The 19,157-nt window shown below is 37.9% G+C and carries 22 protein-coding genes and 1 tRNA gene; 10 read left to right on the forward strand and 13 right to left on the reverse strand.

Annotation, left to right across the window (positions count from 1 at the left end; genetic code table 11):
- Window positions 1–49 precede the first annotated feature (49 nt).
- A tRNA-Gly gene (locus G7B20_RS07075) sits at window positions 50–122 on the forward strand.
- Between the two features lie 97 nt (window positions 123–219).
- Here the strand turns inward: G7B20_RS07075 and G7B20_RS07080 are convergent.
- The gene (locus G7B20_RS07080; protein WP_164109680.1) at window positions 220–1,485 is read right to left on the reverse strand and encodes an MFS transporter; all 1,266 of its coding nucleotides are present in this window, start codon (window positions 1,483–1,485) and stop codon (window positions 220–222) included.
- A 464-nt stretch (window positions 1,486–1,949) separates the two neighbouring features.
- Between G7B20_RS07080 and G7B20_RS07085 the strand changes: the two genes are divergently transcribed.
- A complete protein-coding gene (locus G7B20_RS07085; RefSeq protein WP_164110138.1) occupies window positions 1,950–2,180 on the forward strand; it encodes an energy transducer TonB in 231 nt (76 codons plus the stop codon).
- Between the two features lie 74 nt (window positions 2,181–2,254).
- Here G7B20_RS07085 and sufD read toward each other — a convergent pair whose 3' ends face one another.
- The 3 genes from sufD to sufB all read right to left on the reverse strand — a co-directional run bounded on the left by sufD (window position 2,255) and on the right by sufB (window position 5,948).
- Entirely contained in the window at window positions 2,255–3,562 is a 1,308-nt protein-coding gene (gene sufD, locus G7B20_RS07090) for a Fe-S cluster assembly protein SufD (protein WP_164109682.1), read from the reverse strand.
- 100 nt (window positions 3,563–3,662) lie between these two features.
- A complete protein-coding gene (gene sufC, locus G7B20_RS07095; RefSeq protein WP_164109684.1) occupies window positions 3,663–4,421 on the reverse strand; it encodes a Fe-S cluster assembly ATPase SufC in 759 nt (252 codons plus the stop codon).
- A 75-nt stretch (window positions 4,422–4,496) separates the two neighbouring features.
- Window positions 4,497–5,948, reverse strand: a complete 1,452-nt coding sequence (gene sufB / locus G7B20_RS07100; protein WP_164109687.1) for a Fe-S cluster assembly protein SufB — start codon at window positions 5,946–5,948, stop codon at window positions 4,497–4,499.
- A 413-nt stretch (window positions 5,949–6,361) separates the two neighbouring features.
- Here sufB and G7B20_RS07105 point away from each other — a divergent pair, with 413 nt between their 5' ends.
- Window positions 6,362–6,832: an Lrp/AsnC family transcriptional regulator gene (locus G7B20_RS07105; RefSeq protein WP_021071083.1), complete on the forward strand. Its 471-nt coding sequence runs from the start codon at window positions 6,362–6,364 to the stop codon at window positions 6,830–6,832.
- A gap of 5 nt (window positions 6,833–6,837) precedes the next feature.
- On the forward strand, window positions 6,838–7,917 hold the full coding sequence (locus G7B20_RS07110; RefSeq protein ID WP_164109689.1) for a DUF6695 family protein: 1,080 nt from the start codon (window positions 6,838–6,840) through the stop codon (window positions 7,915–7,917).
- Here the strand turns inward: G7B20_RS07110 and ung are convergent.
- Both ung and G7B20_RS07120 read right to left on the reverse strand, forming a co-directional pair.
- Window positions 7,914–8,588 carry a uracil-DNA glycosylase gene (gene ung / locus G7B20_RS07115; protein ID WP_164109690.1) on the reverse strand — a complete coding sequence of 225 codons (675 nt, stop codon included), beginning with the start codon at window positions 8,586–8,588 and terminating at the stop codon, window positions 7,914–7,916. The genes G7B20_RS07110 and ung overlap by 4 nt on opposite strands.
- A gap of 64 nt (window positions 8,589–8,652) precedes the next feature.
- Window positions 8,653–9,168 carry a DUF421 domain-containing protein gene (locus tag G7B20_RS07120; RefSeq protein ID WP_164109691.1) on the reverse strand — a complete coding sequence of 172 codons (516 nt, stop codon included), beginning with the start codon at window positions 9,166–9,168 and terminating at the stop codon, window positions 8,653–8,655.
- 175 nt (window positions 9,169–9,343) lie between these two features.
- On the opposite strand from G7B20_RS07120, the gene G7B20_RS07125 reads away from it, so the two are divergent.
- Window positions 9,344–9,883 carry a DUF2892 domain-containing protein gene (locus tag G7B20_RS07125; protein ID WP_164109692.1) on the forward strand — a complete coding sequence of 180 codons (540 nt, stop codon included), beginning with the start codon at window positions 9,344–9,346 and terminating at the stop codon, window positions 9,881–9,883.
- Between the two features lie 37 nt (window positions 9,884–9,920).
- On the opposite strand, the gene G7B20_RS07130 is transcribed toward G7B20_RS07125, so the two are convergent.
- Complete coding sequence (locus G7B20_RS07130; RefSeq protein ID WP_164109693.1) at window positions 9,921–10,379, reverse strand: hypothetical protein; 459 nt, start codon at window positions 10,377–10,379, stop codon at window positions 9,921–9,923.
- Window positions 10,379–10,852: a DUF4293 domain-containing protein gene (locus tag G7B20_RS07135; RefSeq protein WP_164109694.1), complete on the reverse strand. Its 474-nt coding sequence runs from the start codon at window positions 10,850–10,852 to the stop codon at window positions 10,379–10,381. The genes G7B20_RS07130 and G7B20_RS07135 overlap by 1 nt, the downstream gene beginning before the upstream one ends.
- A gap of 217 nt (window positions 10,853–11,069) precedes the next feature.
- Here G7B20_RS07135 and truA point away from each other — a divergent pair, with 217 nt between their 5' ends.
- Together truA and G7B20_RS07145 are read left to right on the forward strand one after the other, a co-directional pair.
- On the forward strand, window positions 11,070–11,828 hold the full coding sequence (gene truA / locus G7B20_RS07140; RefSeq protein WP_164109695.1) for a tRNA pseudouridine(38-40) synthase TruA: 759 nt from the start codon (window positions 11,070–11,072) through the stop codon (window positions 11,826–11,828).
- A gap of 88 nt (window positions 11,829–11,916) precedes the next feature.
- A complete protein-coding gene (locus G7B20_RS07145; protein WP_164109696.1) occupies window positions 11,917–13,680 on the forward strand; it encodes an ABC transporter ATP-binding protein in 1,764 nt (587 codons plus the stop codon).
- A gap of 4 nt (window positions 13,681–13,684) precedes the next feature.
- On the opposite strand, the gene G7B20_RS07150 is transcribed toward G7B20_RS07145, so the two are convergent.
- Window positions 13,685–13,990, reverse strand: a complete 306-nt coding sequence (locus G7B20_RS07150) for a hypothetical protein (protein ID WP_164109698.1) — start codon at window positions 13,988–13,990, stop codon at window positions 13,685–13,687.
- A 238-nt stretch (window positions 13,991–14,228) separates the two neighbouring features.
- Here G7B20_RS07150 and G7B20_RS19745 point away from each other — a divergent pair, with 238 nt between their 5' ends.
- From G7B20_RS19745 to G7B20_RS07165, 3 genes are all read left to right on the forward strand, one after another.
- Complete coding sequence (locus G7B20_RS19745; RefSeq protein ID WP_164109700.1) at window positions 14,229–14,381, forward strand: carbohydrate-binding module family 14 protein; 153 nt, start codon at window positions 14,229–14,231, stop codon at window positions 14,379–14,381.
- A gap of 75 nt (window positions 14,382–14,456) precedes the next feature.
- Entirely contained in the window at window positions 14,457–14,705 is a 249-nt protein-coding gene (locus G7B20_RS07160) for a hypothetical protein (protein WP_164109702.1), read from the forward strand.
- Between the two features lie 11 nt (window positions 14,706–14,716).
- Window positions 14,717–15,184: a hypothetical protein gene (locus G7B20_RS07165; protein ID WP_164109704.1), complete on the forward strand. Its 468-nt coding sequence runs from the start codon at window positions 14,717–14,719 to the stop codon at window positions 15,182–15,184.
- A gap of 347 nt (window positions 15,185–15,531) precedes the next feature.
- On the opposite strand, the gene G7B20_RS07170 is transcribed toward G7B20_RS07165, so the two are convergent.
- The 4 genes from G7B20_RS07170 to G7B20_RS07185 form a co-directional block, all read right to left on the reverse strand.
- Window positions 15,532–17,178: a PepSY-associated TM helix domain-containing protein gene (locus G7B20_RS07170; RefSeq protein ID WP_164109705.1), complete on the reverse strand. Its 1,647-nt coding sequence runs from the start codon at window positions 17,176–17,178 to the stop codon at window positions 15,532–15,534.
- Between the two features lie 2 nt (window positions 17,179–17,180).
- Window positions 17,181–17,459 (reverse strand): hypothetical protein, encoded by a 279-nt coding sequence (locus tag G7B20_RS07175; RefSeq protein WP_164109707.1) that lies wholly within the window; start codon window positions 17,457–17,459, stop codon window positions 17,181–17,183.
- 9 nt (window positions 17,460–17,468) lie between these two features.
- Window positions 17,469–17,801 carry a hypothetical protein gene (locus G7B20_RS07180; RefSeq protein ID WP_164109709.1) on the reverse strand — a complete coding sequence of 111 codons (333 nt, stop codon included), beginning with the start codon at window positions 17,799–17,801 and terminating at the stop codon, window positions 17,469–17,471.
- Between the two features lie 104 nt (window positions 17,802–17,905).
- The gene (locus G7B20_RS07185; protein ID WP_164109711.1) at window positions 17,906–19,138 is read right to left on the reverse strand and encodes a DUF4374 domain-containing protein; all 1,233 of its coding nucleotides are present in this window, start codon (window positions 19,136–19,138) and stop codon (window positions 17,906–17,908) included.
- Between the last annotated feature and the right edge of the window lie 19 nt (window positions 19,139–19,157).

Below are 19,157 nucleotides of genomic sequence, written 5' to 3' on the forward strand. Positions count from 1 at the left end.
TCTTCTTGACAAGAATAGTAAAATAGCTTATTTTTGTACCACAAAACAAGCGAAAGTAGCTCAGTTGGTAGAGCACAACCTTGCCAAGGTTGGGGTCGCGAGTTCGAATCTCGTCTTTCGCTCTAAAAAAAGGTTTTATCAGGACATCTGATAAAACCTTTTTTATTTTTGATAATTATCCATATAACACAAATACTACAACCTGTAAAAACACTGCCTTTACCGATCCATTTTCAAAGAATTGTGCTTTTCAACATTTTCATCCTTCTTTATTCCTCCTAAACGCATTACTGAAGGCGTCATAAACGATAAGACCCCAACAATTCCCATAGCCGCACCAGATATAATAAAAGCATTTGCTACGCCGATCTTATCAGCTATAATTCCCGTAAATAATAAACCGATTATACTAGGTAAAATAGCTAAGCTAAAATATAAGGAAAACACACGTCCTAGCATTTCAGCCTTTACTTGCTCTTGTATAATAGTCATAAACGCTGCCGAAAACACAGACATAGACATCCCTCCTATTCCGGTTATTAGAACAAATCCATAGAACCAACCAGCAGGAAATATACCCGAAAACACAAATGTTGCTCCCAAAGCAATATGCATCATATTGACTAACATTATTTTAGAAAAGGAAACCTTTGAGCTCCCCAATAATGCTCCTCCAATCAACATACCTACCCCCCAGATGACTTCTATAACACTCATCTCCCATTTGCCTCCTCCGTAGTGGTCAATAGTCAAGAGCGGAAACATTATCGCTACCGGCATCACACAAAATGTGGCCAGCATAGCATATAAAAACAACAAGCTAAGCCCTTTATTTCTATATATCGCCTGTAGACCGATATTTAAATCTGCAATAACTCCTGAAATACTAGCTTTAGAAGTCTCAGTAACAAGGTGCGGGATAGTTACAAACAACAATGAGGTGATTGCCAATACTGCTCCGATCACATCCATATACAACACTTTGCCTATCGGAAAAAAGGTAATAGCTAGCGTTCCCAAAGCAGGTCCTGCAATACTACTTACCGATTGTAGCATTTGATTAATGCCAGATACCCGCAAAAGTTGCTCTTTAGGAACAATCAATGGAGCTATAGCCTGCATCGCTGGAGAGTGAAAAGCTGACCCTACAGAACGACAAGCTAAAAGCAAATAAACGAGCGCTAGATTCGCCTCCCCTTCGACAAAAGCAAACGACATCAAAAAAGTACAGATAGCAATAAAACCATCGGCATAGATCATTACCTTCTTACGATCCCAACGATCAATAAATACTCCAGCAAAAGGCCCTATGAGTGCCTGCGGTAGCAAACCCGCAATTCCAGAAAAAGCAAGCACCTCCGCAGACTTATAATGCAGACTTAAATATATCATTACAGCGAAATTGACTGCCGAACTACTAAGCATGGACACAAATTGTCCTGCCCAAATATAAACGTAGGTTTTAAACCACTTCTGATCTTTCATCGAAAAAATTATCTCTTATTTTACCATCCCTGTAAACCGACCAATACCTGTTAGCCAGTATCCTCCCAATCAAAGCCATTTGATCCGATTTCAGCGGTAAAGATACGAGAGTAACAATAAAACGATCTATGCGTATGAAAAGAAAAATCCTTTAATTCTATTGCATAAAAAATTGAACTTACATACTGTCGATTCTTACGCTCTTCAACATATGATCCACGTTTTTTTACGTTATTAACAACAATTCAACCTGCCAAAGCACAATTCGCATTTCAGGCATTCCACAAAAAAGATGACAGTGAAACCAAGCAATAGGAGGAAGACAGACACCTTTACCAAGACGTATGCTGAAGGTAAACTCGTCTCAGGGCTGACAACAGATTCTCTACGCCAGACTTACAAATAGTAATACCTTTTTGATTGAACCTCAGTATCCCTGAGGACTTGAAAGATTAAGATAATATATTGGAACCAATTACAAATATCCCCTCGCTACTATTAAACAAGGTACTACCGGCACAGTAAGAATAGCATTTGTCGTGGAAAAAGATGGTAATATAGCCGATTTAAAAGTAGAGGAAGACATGGGCCACGACACAGGTGTAGCAGCAATTGCAGTCATAGTTAGGGAAATGGCGAGCAGGGGTAATGCGGCGGTACCCATTCGAGTACAATTCAATCTTCCATACGACTAAATCGCACCAGAGAACATACAAAAGCGTCTAAGAAAAAATCCCTAGACGCTTTATATAAACTAAACTACTATTAATTAATTTCTATCTAGTCCCTTAGCAACCAGTTTCTCGACGTAAGTTCGTATCACCTCGTTCGAGAATCTTGACGTCACATCAAAGGCAAAAGCATGAACCAATAAGGTACGAGCCGACTCTTCGCTGATACCTCTAGCTCTCAAATAAAACAATGCTTCATCATCAAACTGTCCCATGGTACAACCGTGAGAACACTTTACATCATCCGCAAAAATCTCTAATTGCGGCTTGGTATTTACCGTTGATTTATCACCGATCAACATATTATTATTCTGCTGAAATGCGTTTGTCTTTTGCGCATCCTCGCGAACAAAAATCTTTCCATTAAACACTGCCGTAGATTCGTCTTGCGGTATATTTTTATACCACTCGTAGGATTCACAATGTGGCTTCATGTGATCTACAACCGTATGATTATCCACCAATTGCTTATCTGCCAGCAAATTAATTCCGTACAGGTGAGATTCCACATTCTCATCGTCCAAACGCACATTGATATCATTACGAACGAAAGAAGCACCAGGGAAGTTGCAATTGTAATTGTTATAAAGACTATACTTTGATTGGTAGATCTCGGTATGATTAATATACGAACCAGATGCCGAAGCTAACTGCAGATAATAATGTTGCAACTTCGCATTTTCGTCCAATACAATCTCCGTTACCTTATTTTGCAAGTTCTTTGCAGACCCTACCAACGTTATAAATGATTCAATGATTTCTACTTCAGCATTTGCCTCTAGAACGTACAGGTTTCTGGTCTGTGCAAAAAAATCACTAGTCCCGGTAGCTACATGCACAATCTGAATTGGCTTAGATACGACCTTATTTTTTCCGACAGACAAATAAAGTCCCGAAGTATGCAACGCTGTATTTAATGCTACTAAAGCACTTCCAGTTTTATCCGCATGTTGCCCAAAATGCTTTTGAAAGTTCGGTTCTGATGCCGCCTCTTCGATAGGCCTAACAGTCAGCCCGATTTCATCCTCCAAAGAAGAAAAAGCAAGCACATATTGTCCATTAATCAACACAATACGATGTGCATCCAAACCAGGAATATCTGCTTGGCTCAAATCCAAATCGGAAACATCCACATCTTCATTCAATAAGTAAGTCTTATTGATCAAGCTATGGATATTTGTATATTTCCAATCCTCATTTTTCACCGTAGGAAAACCTTGTTGCTCAAACTGAGCAAAGGCACCTTTACGTATATCTTTTAACGATGAAAGTTCATTAGTCGACTCCAACTCTTGAAAAGTAGAAGCTAACTGTTCGAATAAAGAATTTGCTACTATAGTACTCATGTTATTTTTTATCAACCCACCCATCTCCAAATCCATCTGAGCGGACCTATTTTTGTAAACGGCTAGAAAGAATATTCAAAGCCTTCGTTGTAAATCCTGATTAGCCCTCTTGGGTATCCAATTCTTTAAGCCAATCGTACCCTTTCTCCTCCAACTCCAACGCCAATTCCTTTGTTCCGGTCTTTACGATGCGTCCATCGTACAATACGTGTACAAAATCAGGAACGATATAATCCAATAAACGCTGATAGTGCGTAATCACCACGAACGCATTATCCTTTGAACGCAATTGATTCACTCCGTTGGCTACGATACGCAACGCATCTATATCCAGTCCCGAATCAGTCTCATCCAGAATAGATAATTTTGGATTCAACATCGCTAACTGAAAAATTTCATTACGCTTTTTCTCTCCTCCGGAAAAACCTTCGTTCAACGAACGATTCGCCAGATTAGCAGAGAACTCAACCAATTGTTGTTTTTCTTTAACTGTTTTCAAGAACTCCTTTGCTTCCATAGGAGGCAAACCTTTATATTCACGAATATCATTAACTGCCGTTTTCAAGAAGTTTATGTTAGAAACGCCAGGAATCTCTACAGGATATTGAAATGCTAAAAACAAACCTTCGCGTGCCCTATCTTCAGGCGACAAATCCAATAAATCTACGCCGTCCAAAATAGCTTCCCCTTCTGTCACTTCATAAGAATCTCGCCCAGCCAACACATTGCCCAAGGTACTTTTCCCAGCTCCATTAGGTCCCATAATAGCATGAACCTCTCCTGGTTTAACTTCTAGATTTAATCCTTTTAATATTTGTTTGTCCTCTATAGACGCATGTAAATTTTTAATGCTTAACATTACTTTTTGTATTGAGTATTGAGTATTGAGTCGTTAAACTTTTTGCTCAATTTTTTTATCTATATAATTACTTTACTATCCTACCGATCCCTCTAAAGAAATAGCTATCAACTTTTGAGCCTCTACCGCAAATTCCATTGGCAACTGGTTTAACACCTCTTTGGCATAGCCGTTGACAATTAGACCTACTGCCTTTTCAGAATCGATACCACGTTGATTCAAATAGAATACTTGATCTTCTCCAATTTTAGAAGTCGTAGCCTCGTGCTCTAATTTAGCCGTCTTACTTTTATTTTCGATGTATGGGAATGTATGAGCTCCACAACGATCTCCGATTAAAAGCGAATCACATTGTGTAAAGTTCCGCGAATTGTCCGCATTCGGACCGATTTTCACCAACCCACGATAGCTATTATGGCTTCTTCCTGCAGAAATTCCTTTAGAGATAATTTTAGATCTGGTATTTTTGCCCAAATGAATCATTTTCGTACCTGTATCAGCTACTTGAAAGTTCTTCGTCATTGCAACAGAATAGAACTCGCCTACTGAATTGTCTCCTTTAAGGATAACACCAGGGTACTTCCACGTAATAGCAGAACCTGTTTCTACCTGCGTCCAAGAGATTTTAGAATTATCTCCTTTACAAATACCTCGCTTTGTCACAAAGTTAAAAATCCCCCCTTTTCCCTCTTTATCCCCTGGGTACCAGTTTTGTACGGTAGAGTATTTAATTTCAGCATCTTTCATCGCTATCAATTCGACAACAGCAGCATGAAGTTGATTCTCATCACGCATCGGTGCAGTACATCCTTCCAGGTAAGAAACATAGGAGCCTTCATCTGCAACAATCAACGTCCGTTCGAACTGACCTGTATTCTGCGCGTTAATACGGAAATATGTGGAAAGCTCCATAGGACAGTGTACACCTTTAGGAATATACACAAATGAACCGTCGGAAAATACCGCTGAATTTAACGCTGCATAGATATTATCCGTTTGAGGAACAACAGTTCCCAAATATTCTTTCACCAACTCAGGATATTCTTGTACAGCTTCACCGAAAGAACAGAATATAACTCCTTTTTCCTTCAGCTTTTCTCTAAAAGTCGTTTTTACAGAAACAGAGTCAAAAACCGCATCAACAGCAACAACTCCTGCTAGTACTTTTTGTTCATCCAATGGAATTCCTAATTTCGCAAAAGTAGCCAACAATTCAGGATCAACCTCATCCATACTCTCCAAAAGTTTTTTAGGCTTCGGGGCAGCATAATAAGAAAGATCTTGAAAATCAACTTCAGGATTTTCAAAATTCTGCCACGTTGGCATCTTCATCTTTAAGAAATGTTGGAAAGCTTTCAACCGCCATTCTAATAACCATTCAGGTTCATTCTTTTTTGAAGATATCAGGCGAATAGTGTCTTCATTCAATCCCTTGGGAGCAATGTCCATCTCAATATCGGTTGTAAAGCCGTATTTGTACTCCTCCTGCTCCAGCTCTTTCAGTAATTCGTCGTCTTTGGTACTCATAGTATTCTTTTTCCCTTTTATGAATAGGCAACCCCCACTCTATTATAGGACTACAAAGCTACGACTTAAATAGCAATTAAGCGGTATATTTTCGTCTATTAAGCAGCGCTATCTCGTAAATTTGTGACAAACATCACTTTTTTTTGTGCTCAGAACAGTTTCAGGTTTCTTTTTTGACAAAAAAATGATCATAATAACTAAAAACTATTGTTGCTAATCAAAAAAATAGCAAACAGTTATAACTCATCACTCAAAAAACTTAACATCAAAAACACTATTTTTTTCAACGCTCCATGCTATATATTTAAAGTATCTTAATCAAAGAGGAACGCTATTCCCGATATTTTTTGCCCCGGGCATTCGTGAATTCAAAGCATTTTATTTAAGTTTACAAATTGAACTAAAATAGCCTTATGTCTTATCAACCGGATAAATTAGATTTAAAAATACTACGGCTGCTGCAAGAGAATGGAAGAATTACCAATCTCCAACTAGCGACAAACATTGGTTTATCGCCTGCACCTACACTGGAAAGAGTGCGAAAACTAGAAAACTCGGGATTTATAAAAAGTTATCATGCTTTCGTTGACGAGGAGAAATTAGGTTTAGGAATCAAATCCTTTATTCAAATTTCTCTAGATTTTCACACCCATAATGCTATTCCTGAATTCGTAGAAGCAGTAAAGGCTATCCCAGAGGTTACAGAATGCCATCATGTCACAGGCAATTGTGACTTTATCTTAAAAGTCTATGTAAAAGATATCAAAGCTTATGAAGGTGTTATTATGGAAAAGATTGCTAAAATCCCTTTCGTAAAAACATTTCAGACAATGATGATCATGTCTACTTCTAAAAAAGAGCCTATCGTTCCATTAGAATACTAAACAAGATGCCAAAGCAAGCTATACCTTATAACGATTTCGCGATAATACTGACATGGCCTGATGCCACCATCAGGGGGGACGAAAAGTGGATGATGTTTTTCAAAAAAATAGGTATAGTAAAAAACCTTAACTTCAAAGTCGGTCACACCGGAATAGTCCTTGTAGACCGCAAAAGTGGCAAGATGTTGTTTTACGATTTTGGCAGGTATATTGCGCCTCGCGGCTATGGTCGTGCACGATCTCAGTTCTCGGATCCGCTATTAGAAATAAAGTTAAATGCCCAATTTCACGAGAACAAAATCAGCAACCTACAAGAAATAGTCGAGCATTTCGAACTTTTAAAACCAGCGATGTATGGGGAAGGCAAACTATTCTTGTCCGTTGTCGATGGAATAAACTTTTCGATGGCCCGCAAATATGGAGATCAATGTGTTATACAGGGCACCTATCCATATGGCGCTGTGGCCCGTAACAATAACAACTGTTCGCGATTTATAACGAGAATGCTTATAAAGTCCTCGCAACGGTTTCATTTTTGGCATATGATTAATTTGCCTGAAACTATAAAATGCAGCCCGATTAGTAATTTGATAAATACCGTAAGCGATAGAATGATTTATTCTTACACCCCTCAAGATGGTCTTACACGTTTTCGAATGAACCGTTTCCAATCGTTTGGATTTCTTGTACGACAGCTTGGGGACAATGTCTTTCAGACTAAGGCAGATTTACTACCTACAGACCAAATTATCGGCGCAGTACATTATCGCTCCAAACCAATCACAGTACCAAAAGAAGCGATGTACCTCGGAGGAGTAGGAGACGGTGCCTGGTATACTGTATCTCCTCAAAAAAGTAGACAAGTAATCGTTAAAAGATTTACGACGTCAGGCAAGCTAGAATATGTTGTACTAGGCGAAGCAGATGAAAATTTTAACCCAGCAACATCTTTTGAAATCACATACGATAGCCACCTACTTTTTACACATATCCTTCAAGAAGGTGTAAAAATTTATATTAAACACCTCAAGCAGTTAGCGATAAACGAATACACATATGAGCATATTCAAGAACGATATGCTTAATCAAGCCGCCAATCGATAACCTCTTTCTTTTTCTCTAAGAGATAGTCATTCGCCTTCGAAAAGTGCTTTGACCCGAAAAACCCTCGATAGACAGAAAGAGGCGATGGATGTACAGCCTTTAATATTAAATGCTTCTGTTGATCTATTAATACCGATTTCTTTTGTGCATAGGATCCCCACAGAAGGAACACCACACCATCTAACTCTTCAGATATCTTACTTATTATCTGATCTGTCAACATCTCCCACCCTTGTTTCTGATGAGATCCTGCTTGATGCGCCCGCACAGTTAGGGTAGCATTGAGCAATAAAACCCCTTGTTCAGCCCATTTTGTCAAATCACCAGATTGGGGGTAAACAAACCCCTCAACATCTGTTGTTAGTTCAGCTAGAATATTTTTAAGAGACGGAGGATGGGCCACACCTGTAGGCACCGAAAAAGAAAGTCCGTGCGCTTGTCCCACATTATGATAGGGATCTTGCCCCAAAATGACCACTTTAACATTAGGCAATGGTGTAAGTCTAAAAGCGTTAAACACCATGTCTTGTGGGGGATATACGAGATGCTCCCTACGTTCTTTTTGAACAAATACCGATAAACGACGCATATAATCCTGTTTAAACAACGGCTTTAATAGATTGTCCCAACTTTGATCAAATAACCTCTCCATACATCCAAATTTAGATAAAATGCCTCACATTCATAGTACATCGGTCAAAAAACACATTCGAATATCAGTTAGGTCCCTGCAGATTCTTATGATTGCGTTTCCGCTTATGTATCGAATGTTTTAAATCCGTAGCACCTGAGATAATCGAAATATTACCATCCTCTTCAAACATAGCTAGTTTTACATCCTTGATATGCTCGACACCATGTTCACGCATCGCCTCGTACAATTCATCGGCCGATATACCGATCTTACTCAGCATATCAAAATCGGGTTTTCCTTTATGAACCAGTATTTGCGGCTTTTGTTGTACAGCTTTCTTAATAAACTCGCTTTTTAAAACGATCCGCTTAACAAAAAAATTAATGAAGAATAGTGAGAAAGCTGCCAATAAACCTCCCTCAAGGCTAGTATCATTTCCTACCATGGCATTTTGCACGGAGTTACTTATCAATAGGATTAAAATGATATCAATAGTATTAAGTTGCGACAACTCCTTTTTACCAAAAAGACGGATAGCCACAAACATAAAAAGGTAAACCGCAATACACCGGACAACAACATTCAGATATATTTCCATCAGCTTTTTTCACCCAATATAACATAAAAAACACAAACCCTCATCCCTTAAATTCGTATGCCCCAAAAACTCTTTTATAACCAAAACTTACTAGAATACATTTTTATACCGCAAACTTGTTGGATAACATCTTAAATTAATGGATATTTGTACATTCAAATAGTTATAGAGAGAAATGTCAAATTTAGTACGTATAATTTTAAGCAGCATCCTATTGATAGGCACTGTTGCTCTTTTTTGGTTCGGTATGTGGGGATGGGGAATACTGGCTATCTTAATCACGATACTGGCCTGGGTTACGGTATTTTTTAATGAGAATATGCTAATTGCACAATGGTATTTTAGAAAACAAGATATCCCCAACGCTGAAAAATGGTTAAATAACATCAAGAATTATGAGTCTCAATTAATCAATGCACAACACGGATACTATCATCTTTTACTTGGCTTGATTGAATCTCAACGCGCACCTATGCAATCGGAAAAGTTCTTTAAAAAAGCGCTTTCCCTCGGTCTACATATGGATCACAATGTAGCCTTAGCAAAATTGAGCCTAGCAGGTGTAATGATGGCAAAACGCAATAAACGGGAAGCAGAAAAACTACTACAGGAAGCGAAAAAAGCAGACAAAAATAAATTGTTAGCTGATCAGATTAAAATGATGAAAGATCAGATGTCTATGATGGACAAACAGCAATTCCGCTATTCAAGATAATAAAAAAGGCAATCTAAATTAGATTGCCTTTTTTTATTTATAGATCGATTATTACTTCCAAAAATTTACCTTCTTCTTCACTATCCTCAAAAGCCAGTTTAAATTGCTGAGGCTTTCCCCACTGTTTTTTCCATCCTATTGTTTTAACAATAAGCCTCACCGGCTCGTCTTCCTCCAAGAGATAATGAATATAATTCTGTCTATCGGTCACCTGTACCAATACCTTGCCTATCTGCATCGAGTTGTACAAATACGTCTTACCACCAGAATCAACAATACCTGAAGCAAAACTGTTTAGCTTAAACTCACGTGTACCTTTTTTGTAGGATATCAAAAAGAGTTCAACGGTAGCTGTATCTGCATTTTTGGATAAAGCCACGCTCTTCACATCGATTTGTATATCATCAACCTCCAACGATTCACTCGTTGGTTCTTGTCCAAGAACCAACGTTCCTAAATAAAAAGACAATACAATAAGTAACCCTAACTTTTTCATTATCTTAAGCGATCTGCAGACTTAATTAACTTTTCATCTTTACGAATTCCACCTATTGCCATCGCGAGAAAGACAATTGCTATTGGTAACAGGAAGAATCCCACACCAATATTATGAGCTCCAAAAGGTTGAGAAATTAAACTTAACGTATTGTTAGCAGAGATAAACAACCAAACCGAAAAAAGACATATCAACAAAATTTCAACAAAAATTAGAATTAACTGCCTCTTTCTATTTTTATATAGAAAAATCGTTATAATGGGTATAAACCCTAACACAACAGTTGCTACCGTTTGAAAGACATAACTTTCCTGTTTCACACTTTCATTATTTACAGCAGAATAGGATCCTGTCACCAAAAGCTTTTTACCCAAACCCACCAGATCTGTATAATTCAAATAAGGAAAAATAAACAAACCCAAAATAACAATAGCGGCTAATAGTAACCAAATAGACTGAATACGTTGTATCATAACTTTCTTTTATTATTATAACGCAAACTTATATAAAATGCTTTGCATTCTCGAATACCGAACAAAAAACAGTGCTATACCATGCATTACACCTGCCCCGGGATTAAATGTGCATTATCGATGAGCCGTCAATTGTTCAAGGAGAATTGAGCTAAATTGACTTTATATGTACTTTAATCATATTGCACATGAAAATGAATTTATGTAGGTTTGTTTTGTGGACGGAAAAAAGAGATTTTTTATTGAAATAGCCTATGACGGCAGTGCCTATCATGGTTGGCAAGTCCAACCAAACGCAATATCCGTACAGGAAAAATTAAATAACGCTTTAAAAACATTCCTACGCACCAATATAGAAACTATTGGCGCAGGTAGAACTGACACGGGCGTGCACGCAAAACAGCTTTATGTACATTTCGATTCTGAAAATCCGTTATTTTTAGCCTCTCCAGAAAAAGCTAAGCAGTCCTTAAATGCCCTACTACCTTACGATATCGCTGTCAAACGTATTATTCCAGTTCATACGGATGCACACGCGCGATTTGATGCGACTTCCCGAAGCTATGAATACCACATGCATATCTACAAAAATCCGTTTTTGATAAATAAGTCTTGGCAACTTCGTGAAGTACCCAATATATACAAAATGAACGAAGCCGCAGAAAAACTCTTAGGCACCAAAGACTTTTCATGCTTTAGCAAATCGAACACACAGGTTCATACGAATATCTGTACGATTACAGAAGCTAAATGGATACAACGAGACGATCATATTCTTTTTAAAGTAACAGCAGATCGATTTTTGAGAAATATGGTTCGCGCTATAGTAGGGACTCTTCTGAAAATAGGACAAGAAGACACTCCGATTTCATTCCTTGACGAAGTACTAAATAGTAAAAACAGATCTATGGCAGGAACCTCTGTACCTGCTCATGGTTTATATTTAACGAAAGTGGTTTATCCGTACATAGATTAATGACTCGAAATACTCCTGCTTAACGACACACAGGCCCCGATGGGCCCGTTAGCTGCCGGATGATCATTAAAAATCAGGTAATAAACATATGAAGAAAGAGAAAATAACAGGCAATACCTATGATAGCAAGTTGCTTAAAAGGCTCGCAAAATATATGCGCCCCTACAGTAGCACCTTTTGGATATCAGTGGTATTAACGATTCTGTTAGCTGCCGTAGCCCCTGCTCTACCTCTTTTAATAGAACACACACTGGACAGTTACATTCTCAAGGGTAAATCGGAAGGGTTAAACACCATGCTGGCATTCATGATGTTACTATTAGTCCTACAGACTATCATCCGATACTTTCATACACTAATGACCAATACGCTCGGCCAATCGGTGATCCGGGATATTCGAATTCAAGTATTTAATCATATCACAAACTTACGATTAAAGTATTTTGACAATACACCTATAGGCCGCCTGATCACCCGGACAATTTCTGACCTGGAAACCATAGCTAATATTTTCTCCGAAGGCCTGATACAGATTATAGGTGATTTATTACAGCTGGTTGTGATCCTTGCCGTCATGTTTTATACGGACTGGAGGCTTACATTGATCGTATTAGTTCCTATGCCATTAATGATCGCTGCCACTTATGTATTCAAAGAAGCTATGAAATCAGCTTTTCAAGGCGTAAGATTATGGGTTGCCAACTTAAATACATTCTTACAAGAACATATCTCAGGAATGGCCATTATCCAGTATTTCTCCCGAGAAGATCAGGAAATGCGCAAATTTAAAGCTATTAATAAAGAACACCGGAATGCTCACATCCGTGCAAATTGGTATTTTTCAATTTTCTTTCCCGTACTCGAAATCATTGTGGCCATCGCGACCGGACTTTTAGTATGGTACGGATCCAAACAGATTATTGAAGATATTATTTCTCCGGGCGTAGTCGTTGCATTTATCATGTATATCAATATGATATTTCGACCGATCCGGGAATTGATCGACAAGTTTAACACGCTTCAAATGGGGATGGTTTCCGCTGAACGCATCTTTGATGTCTTAGATACCAATGAATTTACTCCGAATGTAGGTACCGTTACACAAGCAAAAATCCGTGGGGCTATCGAATTCAAAAATGTCTGGTTTGCATACAATGATGAAAAATGGGTATTAAAAGACGTAAGCTTCAGTGTTTCTCCCGGAGAGACATTGGCCCTTGTCGGTGCTACTGGAGCAGGTAAGTCATCTATAATCAGCATCCTAAGTAGGTTTTATGAAATACAAAGGGGAAAAATTCTACTAGATGGAATAGACATCAAAGATTATGAGCTTAGTTTTTTAAGAAACAATATCTCTATAGTACTACAAGATGTCTTTCTCTTTTCAGATACAGTAAAAAATAATATATCGTTAAATGATCCAACGATTTCCATCGAAAAGATCACGGATGCTGCAAAAAGGGTGGGTGCATATGAGTTCATCAACAGACTTCCTAACCAATTTGAATACGAAGTACAAGAACGGGGGGCTACGCTATCCGCAGGCCAAGCTCAGCTAGTCTCCTTCATAAGGGCTCTTGTACACGATCCCAAAATACTCGTTTTAGATGAAGCAACGTCTTCCATAGATACCGAGACGGAAGAAATGATACAATCAGCGATAGATAATTTAATGGAAGGCAGGACGGCTATAGTCATCGCACACCGTTTGTCGACAATACAAAAAGCAGATAAAATTATTGTTCTTGACAAAGGTGAAATTAAAGAGATCGGCTCCCATCAAGAACTCCTGAATATCGGTGGATATTATAAAAGGCTTTATGATCTGCAATTTAACTCAACAAGTATTTAACCCTTTAATAGACATCTCTTGAACCACCGACATAATCTAGAAATTCGATTTGCGGTTGGGATACTAGGTTTTTATCCCGCTCTTCTTGAAAACGTAGAAAGCTAGGTATATTTAAGAGTATCTCCTGTATTTCTTTGTTCTTGTATTGTGAAATATGAATAAAGGTTGCGCCGTCCGCTGCCAGAAAAACACTGTACTGAAACAGTGTCTTGTCCAACATTTCGAAATTCTGCAAAAAGGTCCTAATCAATTCTTTGTTTGTGTTTATATACCCTTCTTTTACGGTATATGTCACCTTAACTACAATCATTTTTTATGTATTATTTGGCCATCGTGAAATCCTAAATAAGAAAGGTTGATATAAATAAAGATATAAAGTTATCTTGCAAATTCAAGTCGTCAGGACAAGAGCTTTAAGCACCATGTTTATTCTTCAAAAAAAATTCCTATATTTGAATATAAACTTAAAGAAAGGAAAATTTTATAAAAAGACTTTTTTATTTAGCGATTCCGTTAAGCTTAATAGCTATTTTTGCTTTTAGTCAAAAATGCCCCCAACAGGTTATGGCGTAATACCGAACGAGGAGGACTGCAATAAATTCTATATTTGCGTTAATGGAGATTCATATTTGTTAGAATGTGTCACCGGCTATAATTTCGATTGTAATAACGGCAAGTGTGTTTTTACACGAATTGTCTGATCGCAAACGTGCTTTGGTGGAGAGAAAAAGAGTTTTTCTTTTGCCCTTATAAACCCTCCAAAACCATCGATAGACATGGTTTTTTCTGGTGGACAAGCAGTTAAATGCAAAACAGCTAACATCAATGTATTAGGAGCAACTCTAAATTGGAAGAGGGATTTTGCGTCAGATATAACCCTTTATAGTGGAGCTTTACTACCAGGTGACTCTGTACTTTATCAAGATGGGACATTTGCCAACGAACCTATTGGATATAAATATACTGCCACGACTGCATCAACAGCTGCACTTATTAGCTTTAATTATAAAACCCTCGTACATTAAAAACAGAAATTATGAAAAACTACATCTGCATAACACTCCTTTTTATTGGGTTAACATCGTGTCAAAATAGCACCCAGCATGAACCCAATGTTTTACCCCTTTCGACAACGGAGATCTCATCGGATAATAATTGGCAACTAAAAGAATTAGCCCTATCAGACAAAATGATAGATCTTTCGGTCGATGATCTTTTAGAAATTCAAAAAAATACAGCAAACAATAAGGAAAATAGCGCAGAGAAAATGAATGCATTTAGAGCTGCTGTTTATCGATTTTATAAAAATGTATATATAAAGGACGGGGGGCTTCATACCGATATAAAATCAGGTAAAGAAATTGGCCTCTCAGAAGATGTTTTCCAGTTTTATTATAAAGACCTTCCAAGATTTAATGCAGATATCAAAAAGTTAGAAGGATACAGTGACGAAAAGTTGCAAAAGGATATAAATCGATATCTTTCTGGTATTGAAAAGATTTAGAGAAAACTAAACTACTTTAAAAATAGCCGCGGAGTCCATGATGCGGCTATTTTTAAAGGGTTAAATCCGGGCTAATTAACAGAAAAATAAAATCCCCCAAGTCTAGCTCGGGGGATTTACAGTCTATAAAAAGAAGAGAGAGAAATAGTTATAAAACTGTAATTTGTGCCTAGACGTCTATTAATAGATAAAAACTAAACACACATCTAGGGCTTAATATCTTTGGCTAATTGCGGTATTGCCCCTTGAACCTAGCGTTATAGACTAACACACAAACAACATCTTTATTTAGATCAAAAATCTAAACAAAAGACTGGTAACACAAAACCTTTTCGCTGTCTTTATTTTCATCCCTGAATCGCCTGCAAGAATTTCCTTGATTTAAAGTACCCAACAAGGCCAATCACACCTATTACAAACCATAAAAAGTCAATCACAAATATATCTGTACGTTGTGTGATTAAGGTATTCCAGAACCAGTTTCCAGTTTGTAAACCATTTACTATCGGTACACAAAATGCCAATATACTGCCTAACAAGAGTGTTTCGCGATTTGTCCTGTTGATCTGTTTGCGAATCGTGTAATAAATGATAAGCACAAGCCAACTATAGAAATACGTACTATAGATAAATGTCTGATCCACTCTTGGACTAAATCTTATAGCTATAAAAGTAAATGCTGTAACGGGCAACATAGCAAGACATATGGCCATAAATAGATTTGCGATCCATAAATTGAACTTCCTCTTTCGCGGAATGACATTATTTTTATTGCGTGCTACAAGCCAGATCAAGATCCCGGAGAGAATCACAAGACAGCCCATTATCCCTAAGACAAAATAAATCGTCTTGACGGGATAGCCACCAAAATCTCCGAAGTGCAGACGATAAAGGAGGCTTCTCACCTTATCTACATATGTAGCCCCTTGCATAGGCGATTTTTCTTCAACAACTTTATCGTCACTAACGCGATAGTCGATAATACCGGATCCAGCAAAGCTTTTATTATAGTGAGGCTCGAACTCTACCAATATATGCATATTAGAATCTGCATAATTTTTGATATAGACACGATTCATCTGGGCATCAGGCCACTTCGTCTGTGCTAAATTGAGGTAATGAGCCACCCGTACTTCCTTTTCCATAGGTTTATAAGCATATTCGTACTTTACCGCTCTGGAGTACCCAAGATCTTGATACATCTTGTCCTGATCACCACCGTAGAGTAGCTTACCAAACGGAATAGCTAGAACGGAATTGATAATCAAAAAAACACCCGTCACAGCATATAAAAATTGAAAAGGAAACCCAAGTACACCTAATGCTGTATGCATATCCGTCCACACCGTCTTCCATTTATTGAATGGTCTATACACAAAAAAATTGCTTACAATTTTGTCCCAATGCAGCAACAATCCGGTAATTAATGCAAATAGGAACAAAAAAGAAGTTAAACCAGCTATGAAATAGCCGAACGGGGCTATACCTACTCGTATTGGTACCTCATTCAGCTGTGCCAAAAAATGCAATCGGTACAGGAACTCGGACATATCATAATTAGTACTGTAGTCTCCAGATTTTTGCTGCACAAAATCATAACTAAAATACTTCGAATCGGTATTAGCTCCACGTCCTCCTCTCTTTGCCTTCTTATTCTCGACTGCGGGCTTTATTTTGGCGAGGTTCTCTTTGTTCAGGATGGAGTCATTCGACGCAGAGACATTCACGTATGTTCCGGCTCCGCTCTGATTAATGTAAAAAGTAAGATCCCGACCTCTCAAATTCATCTCTTGTCCCAAAGAATCAATCAACTTGTCGTAGTTCTTGAAGTCCTTTTTATACCCCACGTAGGAGGTTCCTTTTTGCCAAGCTCCAATCTCGTCTCTAAAAAAAGAGAAAGACCCTGCGAAGAAAATCACATATAGAAGCGCGCAGATAATGATACCACTAATGGTATGCGTATTAAAATATATATTGTAATTTCTAATATTCATAATTAGAGTTTAAATAGGTATGGTAAGGCAAATACAGCCGTGAGGACTATATAATATATCCAGACCTTCCATCCATTTTTTGACAAGAAAGCTAGGAGTAACAATACGGCCCACAGGATATAGCCTGTAAATGCAGCCGTAATGATGATATCCTTTTTGTCGAACATCTGTGTTAATAGCAGATGAAATGATAGCATCACAGTATATCCACCGATAAAGCCAGCGGAAATCTTTAAAAATCGCTGTAATGGACTACTCAGATATTTTTTATTTGCAGGCATAAACTAATTTTAAAAAACAAAGAATTCAATGACACTGCATAGCAGAACAATACCCGTAATATACTTCCAATTGAGATAGCCATAAGGTGTTAGAAGGATTATGAGACTCCCAAAAGCCATAAAGTAAACAATGGCTGCAAAAGTTCCCGCACCTAATCCTTGTAGGTTTGCAAATACAATCCAGCTTACAAACAGCAAAATATAACCCAATGCTTTGGCGGTGGAGGGATGTTGATTTAAGTATACACTGATAGGCACATTAACTACAATTTTTACTTTTCTGGACGAAAGATAAAAACAGTAAAAAGCTGCAAACGATAGTAATAATACAAATGAAAACATAGAACAGGTTATAAGTGTAATAACGAGCTATGTTTTCTAGAACATAACTCGTTATCACATATTTCTAAATAAGAATACTATAATAATACGCTCATCCTTTCAAATTAATTTAGATGCTCAATCGCGGTAATCGTTCCGCCCTCTACTTTCAATCCTTTGGTAGCAGTGGCAGTAGTTGCATCGATTTTATAAATATAACTCACACCAGATGTCAAATTAACACCGATGTATCCTGTACGGCCATCTTTTGACGAGTAATTATTACGCATTGTAAAAGAGCTAACTTCAAGAGCAGAAGGAAGTCCAGTTACTTTTTTATACGTCTTGTCAACCACATTGATTATACCGATAGTTTTTCCTGTCGCATAAGCACCCTTTTCCGCTTTCTCGTTTGAATAAACAACGAAGTTATTATTCCCTACATATAACCATGTAGTAATATTCAATCCTCCAGACACTTCCTCAAAATTGAAGAAATACGATTTATCAATTTCACCGGTCGCGGTGTTGATCTTAACAACTGCTGAAGGTTTCGTAGAATTCATTTTTGTCCCGTCGGATGTCGCTACAGCACTTGAAAAGGCATATGCCTCGCTGCTACTCGTCAACTCAAGTCCGTCTGTAAAATATCTTCCGATGAAACTGATACGGTCATCTTTAATTACCTTTTCCAGCTTCATTTCCGGATAAGAATAAACGGCTATCCAAGCTTGGTCAGGATAGGCTGTTCCAAACGTAGCGCTACAACAGCCCTTTACTGAAAAATAGGGTGCATAGACTTTATTACCCACCTGCTTAATCCACGAAAAGAATGCTAGTTCTCCAGGGGCACCGTTATTTGCAGCTAACTCAGCTGAGTTAATCGAGCCTTGTTTGTCGATCTGTAATGTTGAGGTGTTAAAACCGTACCAGCTAATGGTCGGATTAGCGATATTTCTTGAAATCTTCGTCATTAAGATATCATCGTTTACGCCGGCAAAAGCTTGCACAGTTTCCGTTACGGAATTTGCTCGCTTAGTTAAAGCTCCGTTTTGAATATCATATATGGTAATTGCACCTGGATTTCCCTGCCCGTACAACATACTGTAAAAACGATTTTTATGCGTGACGTAGTACCTGTAGGTACCGTCCTGCTCAACACCTTGACCTGCTGTAGATATCTTACCAGTATCTAAACTACTAGCTGTCAACAAATAGTCGGCAACACCCGTAGAGGCAACGGGGGTAACAGCTACAATAAAATTTCCCGGATTGGCTGGTTCAGTATTGTTGTCCTTACACGATGTAAATGCTAGTATTGATAAGCCTAGCGCTAAAAATGTATTTTTAATCTTCATACTATTTATTTTTTTAAAA

This window comes from Sphingobacterium sp. xlx-96 (assembly GCF_011007365.1).
GTDB classification, from domain to species: Bacteria; Bacteroidota; Bacteroidia; order Sphingobacteriales; family Sphingobacteriaceae; genus Sphingobacterium; species Sphingobacterium luzhongxinii.

Coding starts and splice junctions, on each gene's coding strand:
- G7B20_RS07080 (WP_164109680.1), bottom strand. CDS start 1,485: ATGAAAGATCAGAAGTGGTTTAAAACCTACGTTTATATTTGGGCAGGA.
- sufD (WP_164109682.1), bottom strand. CDS start 3,562: ATGAGTACTATAGTAGCAAATTCTTTATTCGAACAGTTAGCTTCTACT.
- sufC (WP_164109684.1), bottom strand. CDS start 4,421: ATGTTAAGCATTAAAAATTTACATGCGTCTATAGAGGACAAACAAATA.
- sufB (WP_164109687.1), bottom strand. CDS start 5,948: ATGAGTACCAAAGACGACGAATTACTGAAAGAGCTGGAGCAGGAGGAG.
- G7B20_RS07105 (WP_021071083.1), top strand. CDS start 6,362: ATGTCTTATCAACCGGATAAATTAGATTTAAAAATACTACGGCTGCTG.
- G7B20_RS07110 (WP_164109689.1), top strand. CDS start 6,838: ATGCCAAAGCAAGCTATACCTTATAACGATTTCGCGATAATACTGACA.
- ung (WP_164109690.1), bottom strand. CDS start 8,588: ATGGAGAGGTTATTTGATCAAAGTTGGGACAATCTATTAAAGCCGTTG.
- G7B20_RS07120 (WP_164109691.1), bottom strand. CDS start 9,168: ATGGAAATATATCTGAATGTTGTTGTCCGGTGTATTGCGGTTTACCTT.
- G7B20_RS07125 (WP_164109692.1), top strand. CDS start 9,344: ATGTCAAATTTAGTACGTATAATTTTAAGCAGCATCCTATTGATAGGC.
- G7B20_RS07130 (WP_164109693.1), bottom strand. CDS start 10,379: ATGAAAAAGTTAGGGTTACTTATTGTATTGTCTTTTTATTTAGGAACG.
- G7B20_RS07135 (WP_164109694.1), bottom strand. CDS start 10,852: ATGATACAACGTATTCAGTCTATTTGGTTACTATTAGCCGCTATTGTT.
- G7B20_RS07145 (WP_164109696.1), top strand. CDS start 11,917: ATGAAGAAAGAGAAAATAACAGGCAATACCTATGATAGCAAGTTGCTT.
- G7B20_RS07150 (WP_164109698.1), bottom strand. CDS start 13,990: ATGATTGTAGTTAAGGTGACATATACCGTAAAAGAAGGGTATATAAAC.
- G7B20_RS19745 (WP_164109700.1), top strand. CDS start 14,229: ATGCCCCCAACAGGTTATGGCGTAATACCGAACGAGGAGGACTGCAAT.
- G7B20_RS07160 (WP_164109702.1), top strand. CDS start 14,457: ATGGTTTTTTCTGGTGGACAAGCAGTTAAATGCAAAACAGCTAACATC.
- G7B20_RS07165 (WP_164109704.1), top strand. CDS start 14,717: ATGAAAAACTACATCTGCATAACACTCCTTTTTATTGGGTTAACATCG.
- G7B20_RS07170 (WP_164109705.1), bottom strand. CDS start 17,178: ATGAATATTAGAAATTACAATATATATTTTAATACGCATACCATTAGT.
- G7B20_RS07175 (WP_164109707.1), bottom strand. CDS start 17,459: ATGCCTGCAAATAAAAAATATCTGAGTAGTCCATTACAGCGATTTTTA.
- G7B20_RS07180 (WP_164109709.1), bottom strand. CDS start 17,801: ATGTTTTCATTTGTATTATTACTATCGTTTGCAGCTTTTTACTGTTTT.
- G7B20_RS07185 (WP_164109711.1), bottom strand. CDS start 19,138: ATGAAGATTAAAAATACATTTTTAGCGCTAGGCTTATCAATACTAGCA.